General features: G+C 30.6%; 9 protein-coding genes and 1 other RNA gene. 7 read left to right on the forward strand and 3 right to left on the reverse strand.

The genetic code is table 11. From position 1 onward, the window contains the following. Positions 1-2: 2 nt before the first annotated feature. The 3 genes from zupT to ssrA all read left to right on the forward strand — a co-directional run bounded on the left by zupT (position 3) and on the right by ssrA (position 1,827). The gene (gene zupT / locus ACTWPF_RS06835; RefSeq protein ID WP_106897307.1) at positions 3-812 is read left to right on the forward strand and encodes a zinc transporter ZupT; all 810 of its coding nucleotides are present in this window, start codon (positions 3-5) and stop codon (positions 810-812) included. A 72-nt stretch (positions 813-884) separates the two neighbouring features. Further along, the gene (gene smpB, locus ACTWPF_RS06840; protein WP_036574966.1) at positions 885-1,349 is read left to right on the forward strand and encodes an SsrA-binding protein SmpB; all 465 of its coding nucleotides are present in this window, start codon (positions 885-887) and stop codon (positions 1,347-1,349) included. Between the two features lie 113 nt (positions 1,350-1,462). Continuing rightward, positions 1,463-1,827, forward strand: a transfer-messenger RNA (tmRNA) gene (ssrA, locus tag ACTWPF_RS06845). 341 nt (positions 1,828-2,168) lie between these two features. On the opposite strand, the gene ACTWPF_RS06850 is transcribed toward ssrA, so the two are convergent. Then, on the reverse strand, positions 2,169-3,161 hold the full coding sequence (locus tag ACTWPF_RS06850; protein WP_443148763.1) for a DUF4433 domain-containing protein: 993 nt from the start codon (positions 3,159-3,161) through the stop codon (positions 2,169-2,171). 74 nt (positions 3,162-3,235) lie between these two features. On the opposite strand from ACTWPF_RS06850, the gene darG reads away from it, so the two are divergent. The 3 genes from darG to ACTWPF_RS06865 all read left to right on the forward strand — a co-directional run bounded on the left by darG (position 3,236) and on the right by ACTWPF_RS06865 (position 6,705). Further along, on the forward strand, positions 3,236-4,273 hold the full coding sequence (darG, locus tag ACTWPF_RS06855) for a type II toxin-antitoxin system antitoxin DNA ADP-ribosyl glycohydrolase DarG (RefSeq protein WP_443148764.1): 1,038 nt from the start codon (positions 3,236-3,238) through the stop codon (positions 4,271-4,273). A gap of 291 nt (positions 4,274-4,564) precedes the next feature. After that, entirely contained in the window at positions 4,565-5,026 is a 462-nt protein-coding gene (locus ACTWPF_RS06860) for a GNAT family N-acetyltransferase (protein WP_443148765.1), read from the forward strand. A gap of 404 nt (positions 5,027-5,430) precedes the next feature. After that, positions 5,431-6,705, forward strand: coding sequence for a hypothetical protein (locus ACTWPF_RS06865; RefSeq protein WP_443148766.1), 1,275 nt, complete (start codon positions 5,431-5,433; stop codon positions 6,703-6,705). 955 nt (positions 6,706-7,660) lie between these two features. Here ACTWPF_RS06865 and ACTWPF_RS06870 read toward each other — a convergent pair. Both ACTWPF_RS06870 and ACTWPF_RS06875 read right to left on the reverse strand, forming a co-directional pair. Then, a complete protein-coding gene (locus ACTWPF_RS06870) occupies positions 7,661-9,625 on the reverse strand; it encodes a UvrD-helicase domain-containing protein (protein WP_443148767.1) in 1,965 nt (654 codons plus the stop codon). Continuing rightward, positions 9,610-11,745 (reverse strand): AAA family ATPase, encoded by a 2,136-nt coding sequence (locus ACTWPF_RS06875; protein WP_443148768.1) that lies wholly within the window; start codon positions 11,743-11,745, stop codon positions 9,610-9,612. The genes ACTWPF_RS06870 and ACTWPF_RS06875 overlap by 16 nt, the downstream gene beginning before the upstream one ends. A gap of 371 nt (positions 11,746-12,116) precedes the next feature. On the opposite strand from ACTWPF_RS06875, the gene ACTWPF_RS06880 reads away from it, so the two are divergent. Then, entirely contained in the window at positions 12,117-13,349 is a 1,233-nt protein-coding gene (locus tag ACTWPF_RS06880; RefSeq protein WP_443148769.1) for a TniQ family protein, read from the forward strand. Positions 13,350-13,442 lie beyond the last annotated feature (93 nt).

Raw genomic sequence — 13,442 nt, forward strand, 5'->3', positions numbered from 1 at the left:
CCATGACAGAAGAGGTACTGCTGGCTTTTCTATTCACGCTGTTTGCCGGCCTTGCAACAGGTATAGGTAGTTTACTGGCGTTTTTTACGAAGACAACTAATACTAAATTTTTGTCCTTTGCACTGGGGTTTTCAGCAGGGGTAATGATTTATGTATCCTTAGTTGATATTTTTGTTAAGGCAAAAGAATCCCTTGTTGGAGAGCTTGGAGAAGTTGGAGGAAATTGGCTGACTGTTGGATCCTTTTTTGCTGGAATGCTACTTATCACGTTTATAGATCGCTTGATTCCTAATCAAACAAACCCCCATGAACTTAAGAAAATAGAAGATATGAAAAAACCTGGAGCTGTTATACAAGACCCACAATTATTAAAGACGGGAACCTTCGTAGCTTTGGCAATAGGGATTCATAATTTTCCAGAGGGTATCGCTACCTTTGTATCCACAATACAGGATCCCGCACTAGGTCTTGCTATTGCAATCGCCATTGCTATTCACAATATTCCAGAAGGTATTGCGGTCTCCGTGCCTATTTATTATGCAACAGGGGATAAAAAGAAAGCCTTTAAACTATCCTTTTTATCTGGATTAGCTGAGCCGATTGGTGCTGTAGTAGCCTTTTTAATTTTAATGCCTTTTTTAAATGACATTATGTTCGGGGTTATCTTTGCAATGGTTGCTGGGATAATGGTGTTTATTTCACTAGATGAGTTGTTACCTGCAGCAAAGAAATACGACGAAGCACATATCTCGATCTACGGGCTGATTGGTGGCATGGCAGTCATGGCATTAAGTTTGCTACTTATTATTTAAATGGGTTCTAATTGGATTCTGCCTCTTTTTTTGATAGAATAAGGTTCACGTAAGCAGTAGGAGGAAATTCGGATGCCAAAAGGACATGGAAACGCAATCGCAACAAATAAAAAAGCATCGCATGAATACTTTATTGAAGACACATATGAAGCAGGGATCGTACTGCAAGGTACCGAAATTAAATCACTTCGTGCCGGAAGAGTTAATATTAAAGACTCCCATGCAAGAATTGATCGTGGGGAAATAAAGCTAATTAATCTTCATATTGCAGAATATGAACAGGGAAATCGGTATAACCATGATCCGACGAGAACAAGAAAGCTGTTGTTGCACCGGAAGGAAATTGATAAATTGATCGGCTTAACACAGCAACAAGGCTACGCACTCGTGCCATTAAAAATATATATTAAAAATGGTTTTGCCAAAGTATTGATAGGTCTTGGAAGAGGGAAGAAGAAGTATGATAAACGGGAAGACCTGAAGCGGAAACAAATGAAACGTGATGTTGACCGGGCGATTAAGGATCATATGAGATAGGTCTAACACTCCTGAATTCTTGACTTTTTCGCGAAAAATGGTATACTATTTATTGTAATGACGAACTAAAACAATTATATAAATGCTCATTTTACCCGAGCGTTTTCCTTTATGGGGACGTTACGGATTCGACAGGGATAGATTGAGCTCAGGTCGCATGTCGAGGTTACGGCTCGTAAAACGTTACTCGCCTAAATATAACTGGCAAATTTAACAACAACACTGCTTTAGCAGCTGCGTAAGCACTGCTAAGCGATCCTTCCTGCTATCGCCCGTGTGGCAGATTGAAGGGTCTCAACTGAAACGGGCTATACGTTCATCCACCGTCTGAGGATGACCGTTGAAACCAATCAGACTAGCTGCACAAAAGCCTGTTGGTAGGCTGATGTGACAGTGAATGATAATATACCAACTAAGCGTGTAGAAGCCTGAGTGGCAATGTCTCTGGACGAGGGTTCGACTCCCTCCGTCTCCACCAATACATATGTTGGTGGTTTTTTTGTGTCTTCTGAGACTTAAAGCATAAGTTTTCAAAATTGAAAGCTTATGCTTGATTTTATTTTCTGAAGACTTATGCTTGAATATAATATTATCTATAATTGTTGTTGATTAGGGTCAATGAAATGTACAGAGATTGAATACTATATCGCATGTGACAAAATTTGTACCTTTTAATGACAAACGCTTGCTACTAATTAAATATATGTTAGAGATGGTCCCTTCTATATTGAGGGAATTGTTATGTGAGTAATACGAGTAGAATATTACTTTTAACGGCGTTATTATTATCCAAACATATAATCTATTGTATATTTATTACTATAAATTGATACTATTACAATAAATTAAATTACCGTCTAATTTTATAGCTAATTCTACCTGGTCCCGCTTCAATATAAAATCATTCATATTTATACTAAGTTGATTAGCAGATATAATATAATTTTCCCTAGCAAAAGAACAAATTTCTCCTCCTCTATCGAACCATCTTATATCTATATTTCTTGAATAACTGTCCTTTCTATTAAAATCCACTATTAAGTGACTCTTACTCTGATACACCTCGAAAATTTTTAAGAAATCACCATGAAATATAGTATTAGAATCTTTTGTATCAAATGTACCGTCATCTATATAACAAATCATATCTTGATACTCCAGACGAGCAAAGTCGTCTAATAGATGCTTTAACGTATCAGCTTCAGCTTTTGTTCTACAAACAATTCTTTGTAAATAATCCAAATTACAATGATTCTTTACTACTATTTCTGCTTGTCGATGTTTCCTTATTTGTGACCCATCAAGTCCAAATGTGCTATCATTATGATAAATATAATTAAACGGTGCTTCAGCTAATTCTTCCACACCTTGATGTATTGGTACATAATGATGTGAGGCAAGGCTTTCATATGAAAAATATACATTCGGTTCGTCCAATATTTCTGTATCAAATAATAAAAATACAGGTACTGGGCAATGTGCTCCAAGTTCAGTTATTTCTACTTTAGCCCTAATTCCTTCATTGTGAAACTGTGTAGGGGTTAAGGGTCTAAAGTAGAACCGAACATAATCTTTATATTCTTCCACAGTCCCTGATATCACATCACTACTAGCATTGTCGTTTAAGTTTTCAATCTTCTTTTTGTTAACTTGATTTCTAGAACACAGTATTCCATCATTTAGAATAGATGCGATGTTTGTAATATGAGAAAAATGGTAAATATAATTTGACCACCACTTACAATTTTGTGGTAAATACTTAGTAACATGTGAACAGAGTAACAGTTCTTTAGCTGAACTAACCGTTTCCATAGTCCCGCACCTTCCCTAAAAAGTATTTTATTTTAAATTTACCATATTTAATAGGACTTAAGGAGTGTAAAAAAATGATTATTTACGAAAAAGGTGACCTTTTTAAACAAATAGGCCATGTAGAAGCAGTTATAAATACAGTTAACTGTGTTGGAGTTATGGGAAAAGGGATTGCTTTAGAATTTAAGAAACGCTATCCTGAAAACTTCCAAATATATAAAGAAAAATGTCTAAGCAAAGAATTAACCATCGGTAAGAGTTTTATATACGAGATTCCTAATAAAGAAAAAACAAAATATATAGTTAATTTTCCTACTAAAAAACATTGGCGTCATCCATCAAAAATTGAGTATATAGAGGAAGGTCTTGATGATCTAAAAAGTATAATAATAGAACATAATATTGAATCCATTGCTATGCCCGCGCTTGGTTGTGGCAATGGAAATCTTGATTGGGTTACTGTGAAACCCTTAATTGAAAAGAAATTAGAACCTCTAAATGATAAAAAAATAGTCATTTATGAACCTACTATCTCCAAAGAACAAAAAGAAAGCAATAAAAAGAAAAAGCCTAAATTGACTGTTGATAGAAAGAAGCTTTTACTCCTAATGAATGATTACAATATGGCTTCAAAAGATCAAATGTTAAGTTATATTCAAACCCATATTCTTTTTTACTTCCTAAACTTTGAAAATTTAAAGTTTGAAATGAAAGATAACGGGCCCTACTTATCAGACATTAACAGAGTAATTTTACTTTTAAGCGAATATTATATAAAACCAGTTAAAGTAAACGATCCTAGCCAGCCAACAAAAATTAAAGTTATAACATTGAATTTTCCACAAAAGAAAGATATTTTGTCTGATCTAGAATATCTAAAAGTTAAATCCTTAATAAATGGGTTTGAAAGTTACAACGGGCTTTTAACGTTATCAATAACACATTGGTTTAAATTTAAAGGGAATTTTAACTCTGAAGAACTTAAGGATAAAGTAGCTTTATGGCTTGAGAGTAATAAACACTTAACTGATCCAAAACTAATTGAAAAGGCAGTAGATAGAATAGAAAGAATCTATTTCGAACCTGAGAATTTATCATTTGATTTATTCTAAGATTATATTTACCAGACACTCAGTGGGAGTTTTTTAGTTGTTACACAGTACAAAGATACTGGTAATAATATGAACTTTTAGAAGACGATCATCACTTTCTAGGTGGTCGTCTTTCTTAATAGACAGACGTATACTGCGAAACAATGATTGGCATTATTCTGGAAGTTTAAACGTCAATTCGCTATATTCTGCTATGATTTTTGAATAAGATTTGTGTTATTCTGAATTTAGTAAACTAACGGGGCAGGATAGTTGAATAAGTAAAAATATGAATATGAGAGGTGAAGATCAGTGAATATTAGACTTGCTGAAGCAAAAGACATTAATCAATTAATAAAAATGCGTTGGAATAATACCATTGAATTTGATGAGAGCAAAAAAGACGCGTCCTATAAAGAATTTGAAAGGGAATGTCAAACATTCCTAGAAAATGCACTAAGTAATAATCAGTGGTTTATTTGGGTTGCGGAGGATAACGATAGAATTGTTTCTCATATATACATAGAATTAATACATAAAGTGCCAAGGCCTGGTAGGGTTAATCACCCATTTGCGTATATGACCAACGTATACACAATTCCAGAATATCGAAATGGAGGAGTTGGAAGTAAAGTATTAAGTACCATAAACAATTGGATAAAAGAGAATAAATATGAATTCGTAATTGTATGGCCGAGTGATGAAGCCATTAATTATTACAAGAAAAATGGTTACGTTCATTGTACTGAGCCAATGGAATACTTTCCTTCTTGAACGGGGTAGTTTGCTGAATAAGAGCCTCCTATGTTCAAGTATATGTGGTTTTAGTTAAACGAGGCTGTTAATAACAATCGTCAGTTTTTTGCGGACTTTCAACTCTAAGTAAAAAAATGTTCCTAATCGTCTTTATGGGAAAGTTTATCTACTTTAATCCAAATCGTTAAATATCTAATGTGAAATTCATTATTTTGAATTACTTTTATAGTATACTAGAAACTTTAACACAATAATGTTATTAAGCCTTGTTGTATCGCTTGCGGTAATTATATATTTTATAGTTAGTTTTATCTATTGGGCTAAATACTATATAGTGTTATATTTGTGTAACTTAACAATGGAGTACTTTGAATGCATATAAATTCATATAAAAAATGAAAAACTTTTGTGAGGTAAAGTATATGTTTAAGAAAATTGACTTAAATTTATATAATAAATTTAATGACCTTTCTTTAAGATATTTTGAGTTGTATCCTAAAGATGAAAATAAATCTTTAATATTTAGTGCTAAGGTAAATTTAAGTTTTGGAATACAAGATATTAACAGATTGATTGGTAAAATAAATTATGAAGGTGAATCTAAAGATAGTAGTTGGTTTTATGAACTTATTATTAAGGCTTACCAAATATTAAGTGCTTTTGATGTAATAGTGAAGACCTTTAGTGTTGTGAAAAGTGGTTATGATCAATTATATGGATCTTCGAATGAGAAAGACGGAGTAAATAAAGATGAAGAACGACAGAAAATAGATTACTTTCGTGCTTTGAGGAGCCTAACGACTGCACATACTTTAAAAACCACTGATAAATCTTTTGAGAAGTTTAGTATTACGGAGGGAATTTATCTTGAAGATATTCGCATGAAAAGTAGTTATCGATTTTCACAACCAGATGTAGATGGAGATATCATTTTAGAAATTAGGAAAAAAGATGAAAGCTCAGATAATGGTTTAGGAAGTATGGAATATCGGGGGATATGGATTGATAAAGATATAATTGACCCCGTAAGAATTATTCTCGATAAACTGAATATAGTAAACAACAAAGTTGAGGAATTAATAAAAATACAGGAAAATAAATTAAAGAATAAAAAAATAGAGAATTTAAAATGTATGAATAATAAGTTTTTGATTGATTTAAAAAGAGCTGTTATGGAGCGTTATCCAAATGAAATTGAAGTAAGGAAATACGATAACGGAAAAGAAGAGGAATTTTGGGAAATACAAGAGATATTTAATTTTGTAAATTGGCAATATACCTTTGGAGACGATAGAGATTTAAAGCTAAAAGCCTTACAAGATATGAAAAGAAATGAATTATTACAGTATGCTGAAAAAGTGCAAGGTATGGAACTTAATAAAAAGGATTATTACTATACTTTATCTTCAGGGATAAATCGGGAAGGTATTGATTATTACTGTGATGCAAAAATTAGTGAGTATTTGAAGTGGAATAGAAATTATCCAGAAACCAAAGAAATAGAACTTTGGGTAGATGCTATATCTGATGCTAGTCAGATAAACCAAGTATCAAACGAAGTATGGGCATGTTTAATGCTAAAAAAAATGCAGCCAGACTTAGATAAGTTTTTCAAAATCGAATGGAACACTTCATTTAGAGAACTATACTGGCAATATTTAGTGGCTTTGTTTGTTCGCCATCAGATTGGTCTTTAACTAATAAGGATTCTTGTAAGAGATGCTACAGTAGTCAAAACCTGATTATACGATCGCCTTAGGGTACTAAAAAGCTATCATTAGTCTTTTTAGAGAAGAAATTATAATTTTATTGTTAAGTAGAGGATTAATTATAATAACCACCTTAATCTTCTTCAACTAACTGGGACGTTAGTTAAACAGGCTCTTTAAATTAATGCGCAGTACAATCAAACTATATAGTCCATAATCAGGTGTGATTTCTGAATGCTAAAGGCTTAACTCCGCGGAGGATTAGGCTTATTGGGCTACTATTTCTATAGTTTTCACTGGTAAATTTGACATTAAGTGGTGAAATTGTGATGCTAATGGATGGAACAAATCAGGGCAATGGTGGTATATTCTAGTGGCAGAAATTAATTGCAGAGTTTGTGCTACTTTTTGCAAACAACTGAGCTAATAAATGTTAAAAAAGGCCCGAATAAAGTAACACTTCAGCTAATCAGTAACTTCATTCAAACTCTACGTAATACTCTTCAGATTGTTTAGTAATTGTATATTGCCTTCATTTTAATTCACTAATATAATTTTATCAGAAAGAAATATTAACACTACTTTTGCAGAATTATTACTTTTGGGGACTTGACAAAGGCAACTCGCTATTATTTATAGTTAATAAAATACCGGTTACGAGTTTGCGTAGCATGGTTAAAAAATGAGGATGATAGGATTATAAATGTTAAGTTTATCTTATAACCCATCACTTCTCAGTATATTTCTACATGCTAACTATAAAGTATGCACAATTTCATAATTCACATTAATTTACCATAACTACAATTTTTTCTTTAGTCTGGAACCAAAACTTGATGAAGTAACTACGATCATTCACAATAATCACCATCCTCGATCCTATACAAGAAAGAAGATTACACATTAAAAGAATAAGAAGTACTGTCCAACTAAGCTACTTAAATTAGACATGTAATTGTTCACTATCTACATGAGTTTTAACCTCGAATTCTATTTCTTTCATTTTAGTAATAAAAGGCTTTTTAAAATTTTTAATGTCACTGTACGTTACATATACATCTAAATTTCTTTTTGCGCGTGAACATCCAACGTAAAATAGTTTATAAGCTAACAAAACTCCTTCAATTCGGTTAGTAGCAGAGATGCATTTTTTAAAATTTGATATGTTTAATTTACTGTCATATGCTATAAAAACCTCAGCAAAAAAATCTTGAAATAATTGTTTGTTTCTCATTAGAGAACTTTTGATATTAGAAATACATGTTTCAAACTGTTGACTATTGTAGTTATAATCGACAGGTTTTAAATCAGTTACTTTTTTGCCAAAAGTATAGCTAAGAGTATTAATTTGATTTTTTATTTCTTTATTTATAAGATTTAGCTCTTCATAATTAAATAATCCTTTAGAAAATAATTCTAAGAACAAATACATTTTCACATTTGGTTGCTTCCCATCAGTTACTAATAAAGCAACGCTATCATGACCTTCCCCTTTAACAGCGTGCTGAGTGGAAAATTTGGGGTTTTTCATTTCCTTATAACAATTTGTGAATTCAATAAACTTTACATTATTTATTTTATTTTTAAAATCTAGTTCTTCATCTAAATGTTCAAGAATCATTTTAATATAAGCTGTATCAACAATTTCATTTTTGTACAAATAAGTTAATAAATGTTCAATAGTTATATCTTTTTTTATTACCTCTTTTAAATCACTTAATTGGTTAGCTATTTTTATTTTGTCTGAGTGACTCTTAATTTTCCATAATTCTTTATTTGCATATTTAAAGTTATTTACTTTATGAACTACCTTGCTAAGGTGGTTATTTTCTAGTAGATAAGATATTTCTGTAATAAAGACTAAAAGAATGATTAAATCATCTGGATTTTCCATTGTTAAATTGGATAAAATCTCTTTAGCATCGTATTTGTCATAAAATTTATATCTTTCTTTATATGAAAGATATAAATTACGTGCTCCTATAGATTTAAACAAATCACTATTATACAGTACAAGTTGCAAAGTATCTTGATCTATACTTATATTGTTGAGATCCTCTATTATATGTAATTTAGGTTTTTTTTCTGGTACCTTCTGGGGCTCTTGTTGGTAAGAGGAATCACAATATAATTTATTTAATAATTTGACAATGTTTTCTTGGGAACGCCAGTTCAATTTCAAGGAATAATCCCTGGTGAAATTGCTATCTATTATATCTTGAAAATCCCCAACCATACCTTTATAGATTTGTTGCATTTCATCTCCTAATAACACCAATTTTGTTTCACTATTTAAGATAGTATTATAAAATAATTTTAGTATCTCTGAATTTGTATCTTGATATTCGTCAATAAAAATATAGGAATACTTTTGTGATATTGCCATGTTCAACTTAGGGAATTTTGCAAAAACAGCTTCTGAAAATATTAACAAATCATTATGAGATAACCTACCGTAGATAAATGAGGAGAATTGTGTTTCTCCATATTCTATAAAATTAATATTATCTAGTACATCTTGTTTTGTAACTGTATGAGTCTCTTCTAAATTATATCTTTTTTTATATTTATTTAATTTATTTATTTCTGTATCGGCATTACTTTCTAAGGTTTTTATAATATCCTTTTCATAAAATTCAACGAAATACTTTAAAATAGGTTCGAGTTTAAAAAAGGGCCTCATAAAATTTCCAATAAAGGAGTGTATCGTACTTATATCTACTCGTTTACTGTCAACTTTTTCGTTTAATTGTTCTGCTGCTCTATTGGTAAAAGTTATACATAGTATTTTATTATTGTGATTTGCTATTAATTTTCTTATAGTTTTAGATAAGCTAGTAGTTTTTCCGCTACCAGCAGGTGCATTAACTAAATTGAATTGGTTTTTTAAAACTAGTCCTTCAGCCAATTTAAGCCCTCCTCTATATAGTTAGGAATTGCGTTATTAATATTACCGGATTCGATTAAGCTGTACATAAAGTCTGTTTTATTATTTAATTTATCAACTCTATCTCTTAAAGATGTTTTAGTTTTAGTAGTATTAGACATTATTAAATTCTTGTCCTCAATTATTAATTTTAGTTCTTCTTTAGTGATTTTTGAGAAAACTGTTTCGTAATCTAGCAGTTTGTGTAATATTGCATCTTCCAATGTACGTGCATAACCATCGGCATATGTTTGGAATTTTAAATGAACATTGGCGTTCAACAGTAATTTATCCGGAGTAGTTTTAACTTCCTTATAGATTTCGGAAATAACAGACTCGCCTATAAACTTCCTTAAAGTATAATTACTAGTTTCTCTATTTTGAATTTCCTCTAAAATTAAATCAGGTTCTTTTTCATTGTCTTCTTTCTTATATTCGTAGTCTATATCGGTGAAAATTAACGTCTTTATTTCTAGGAAATTTATTAAATCTAAATACTTATAAGCATATGCTCCTCCTACCTGTATATAAGATATATACTGTGAAGATAGCTCTTCGTATTTTTGTATATTTGAAATAAGGTATTTTAATAATAACCTTTCTGCATCTCCCTCAAATAAAATTAATTTATCTGCAAAGATCATTTCTATCATATTAAATTGGAAAAATTTATTATAAAAATTTCTGTCTATCTTAGGTAGACTCATAAAAGTTTGTAAGTCGAACACTTTTGATTCTGTATGTCCATTTGATCTCAATACACGTACATTACTTAGACTAATGGTTTTGGCCATTTCACTCGAGTGGGTTGTAATTACCATTTGGAAAGGAGAGGCCTTTTGTTCGTTTGCTTCATTACTGTCTTCTTTTTCAACTTCTGTTTTAGTTGAATCTTCCTCAATTACAGCAGCGACTTCTGCTAAACCAGCAGCGACTTCTGTTAAACCTGCAACTTCTTCAGTTACTTCTGTCGTTTTTTCACTTTCTTCTGTTGATGAGTTTATAGCACTTATATACCTAATAAATATATTTTCCATTTGGGGGTGAAGGTGCGCTTCCGGCTCTTCAAATAATAGTAAATTTACCTTTTTTTCATCTATTTTCTGGCTAAAAATTTGTCCTTCTAATAATAGATAAATTAGATTACTATAACCTAGACCTTGTTTTTGTTCTTTTATTCTTAAACCTTCCTCTTGCTCAAAATAAATATGTATAAAATCGAGTAAAACTTTTTCTATATCCCCATTTTCTAATCTGAAATCTATTCCTAACTTTCCAGCATTGCCGCCATTGGTTTTTGAGAAGCTTTCTAAAGTAGACTCTACATGATGAAGGGTTATCGTATCAATCTCATTTGACAAATTTTGCTTACGTAATAATTGGTTAATATTCTTGATTAATATTTTTAGATTATCTTTCCATTGGACATTATTTTGGACGGTTTTAAGTAAATGTTTACTTAAGTAGTTTTGCTTTTCCTCTGATGTATCTGATAACTTTCTAATAGCATACACAGAGTGATAATTAAACAAATTGATAAAATCAGATCTGTCTGTGATTTGAACTTTGTTTTCAAAACTCTCATCACAGTAATAAATTTTAGATTGTAAGTAAGCATATACTTCTTTAAAGTCTGCTTCATTATTTAAAATATCAATAATATCTTCTTCTTTGGTCGGTGTATATTCAAACTCAATTACAAAATAAAAGTTTCTTTTTGTAATATCAACATCTGCTAAATACCTTGAAAAATTTTCAAGATTATCACTATCATTATATTTAATTGTTAAATGTATTTTGATCTTATTTAGTTTTTTATGTATAGCTAATAATTTCTCGATTTTATCGTCTTTTTTTAAACTCTCATTTTTTATAATATTTTCTAAGGTCACTTCGTCTCTCAACCGTACCTTACTGTTCATATCTTCAATTCTTATTGTGTCTCTTTTATCCTTTGTGAAAATGTTTGACATTAACTCTACTAAAGAAGTTTTCCCTGAATTATTTGCTCCAGCAATTGCGGTGACTTCGTCATTTAAAGAAATTGTCTCACAACAAAATTTTCTATAGTTGTATATAACCATTTTCTCAATTCCAATCATTTCTATTACCCCCAAAATAAATTAAATTAATTTAAACTCTAAGAAGTTTTAATTACTAAGTTGTTGAGTTCTTATGAACTAAATACTTTACAGAATATAGCAAGATATTGACTACTTTATTTATTTCGATAAATCTTATTGGTTTTCCTGCTAATCCGGCAAATTACGTGAGTATTATTACTTAAATATTTGTTTTTATCTTTTGTATTTTATAATTCTTTTTAACTAGCCTTTAACATTGGGTAAAAGGTTTTTGAATAAATATTTAACTAAATAGATAAAATAACCCTAATAAATTTTAGGGGGTGTATAAAATCCTTAATCAAACTATAGTAGTACCCTTAAGGAGTGTACTTTACAATTTAGATCCGATGCATATAAAAACAGAATTTAGGGAATCTTTATCAGGATATATTTCAAGGCTAGCGGAAAGTCATAACCTTACACAGGGAGCTTTATTTTCTAAATTAATCACTCCCCTATTGGATAAAAGATATATAAATAACATTGCGTATAAGGGCGGGGATGGTTTTTATAATACTTCTGGTGGAATAAACGGAATCGATACTCTAGCAACTGACTTTATAAAAGTAATTTCTATACTTACAAATAGGGATGATCTAAATGAATTAACATTTAATTCTTGGGCGAATATCTTGCCTACAAGAGGATTATTAAGGGATGAAAAGGCATGGTGTCCATTATGTTATTTAGATGCAAAGGAGAAGGGGGAAATTGTTTATGAACAATTAATATGGACGCTAAAGATAGTAAAATATTGTCCGATTCATAAAGTCCAGTTAGTTAATAAATGTCCATTTTGTGGTAAAAAAATGCAGACCATTTCTCGAAAAAGTAGGCCTGGCTATTGTTCTAAGTGTGAAAAGTGGGTAGGAATTAATACTAATAATACAAGTTCACCAACTGAAGAAGGTTTAAAGGTAGTTAATCAAGTAATAAACATGTTAAGGGTTCCTAATAATTATCAAAGAAATCATATTTCTGAGGCTCTAAAATTCTATGTAAGCAATTACTTCGGGAACAACGTTAATAAATCAGCTGCGTATTTTGGAATATCGAAGTCCACCTTTAGATGCTGGTTTAAGGGGGAAAATATACCTACTTTAAAATCTTTGGTATTAATCTGTATAAAATTAGGTATAGATATACCATATTTTCTTGAGAGATGCCCATTACAAGAAGTAATAAGTGGTGATAATTTTCACATATATGACAACATAATAAGAAAAAAACATGACCATGTCTTTATAGAAAAATACTTGAATAAATACATAAATGTAGATTATATAGATGGACCAAAATCACTCAAATGCATCGCTGAGTATATTGGGTGTGATAGGCGCTTGTTATATTTAAAATATCCAAAAGAAAGCAAAATTATAGTTAAAATTTATTCAGATTACTTAATACTAAAAAAGGCAATTAGACAAAAGGATGCTAATAATGAATTAGTCAATGCAATTAACAAATTAGAAAGCAGAAACATTTATCCTAGTAGAAGAAAAATTGAAGCTATAATCGATGGACCGTATTTGATTAAAGAAAGAGAGATTGCTTTAAAATGGAGAAATCTCATTAAGTAGAGACATTTATTAATTGCTGATAATACAATAAAAGAGGATTTATGACAAAAACATAGAATTATCTTAATATAATAAAATTTATTTTGAGGTGAT

The sequence above is a fragment of the Oceanobacillus sp. M65 genome, from assembly GCF_052246275.1.
In the GTDB taxonomy this organism is placed as follows: domain Bacteria; phylum Bacillota; class Bacilli; order Bacillales; family Amphibacillaceae; genus Oceanobacillus_B; species Oceanobacillus_B jordanicus.

Bases quoted from the DNA above. Each gene is read 5' to 3' on its own strand.
- smpB (WP_036574966.1), top strand. From the start codon at position 885: ATGCCAAAAGGACATGGAAACGCAATCGCAACAAATAAAAAAGCATCG.
- ACTWPF_RS06880 (WP_443148769.1), top strand. From the start codon at position 12,117: ATGCATATAAAAACAGAATTTAGGGAATCTTTATCAGGATATATTTCA.
- darG (WP_443148764.1), top strand. From the start codon at position 3,236: ATGATTATTTACGAAAAAGGTGACCTTTTTAAACAAATAGGCCATGTA.
- ACTWPF_RS06875 (WP_443148768.1), bottom strand. From the start codon at position 11,745: ATGATTGGAATTGAGAAAATGGTTATATACAACTATAGAAAATTTTGT.
- zupT (WP_106897307.1), top strand. From the start codon at position 3: ATGACAGAAGAGGTACTGCTGGCTTTTCTATTCACGCTGTTTGCCGGC.
- ACTWPF_RS06850 (WP_443148763.1), bottom strand. From the start codon at position 3,161: ATGGAAACGGTTAGTTCAGCTAAAGAACTGTTACTCTGTTCACATGTT.
- ACTWPF_RS06865 (WP_443148766.1), top strand. From the start codon at position 5,431: ATGTTTAAGAAAATTGACTTAAATTTATATAATAAATTTAATGACCTT.